Source organism: Escherichia sp. MOD1-EC5990, assembly GCF_002965285.1.
GTDB classification, from domain to species: domain Bacteria; phylum Pseudomonadota; class Gammaproteobacteria; order Enterobacterales; family Enterobacteriaceae; genus Escherichia; species Escherichia coli_F.
Genome location: NZ_PTRV01000091.1, coordinates 1 through 346, shown reverse-complemented (window position 1 = coordinate 346; position 346 = coordinate 1). Strand labels below are relative to the sequence as shown.

General features: G+C 62.7%; 1 protein-coding gene. It reads left to right on the top strand.

The features are described from left to right. Positions 1 to 346: Ig-like domain-containing protein (locus BEB42_RS26030; RefSeq protein WP_172954563.1), on the top strand; the 346-nt coding region annotated here is incomplete at both ends.

Below are 346 nucleotides of genomic sequence, written 5' to 3'. Positions count from 1 at the left end.
GCGCAATGGCGAACACGCTGCGGGTGAGGGTGACGGATGCGTTCGGTAATGTGCTTGCCGGGCAGACGGTCAGCGTGACGGCAGACAACAGCGCAACGGTCACTCCGACGGTCACCACACAGCCGGACGGCACGGCGGAGATCTCTGTCACCAGCCAGGCCGCCGGAATCAGTGCGGTCACTGCCAGCATTAACAGCAGCAACCAGAGCCGGAACGTCACGTTTATCGCCGATGTCAGGACGGCGCAGATTGCGAGTCTGGAGGTGACACAGGATAACGCCGTGGCTGACGGCGCAATGGCGAACACGCTGCGGGTGAGGGTGACGGATGCGTTCGGTAATGTGCT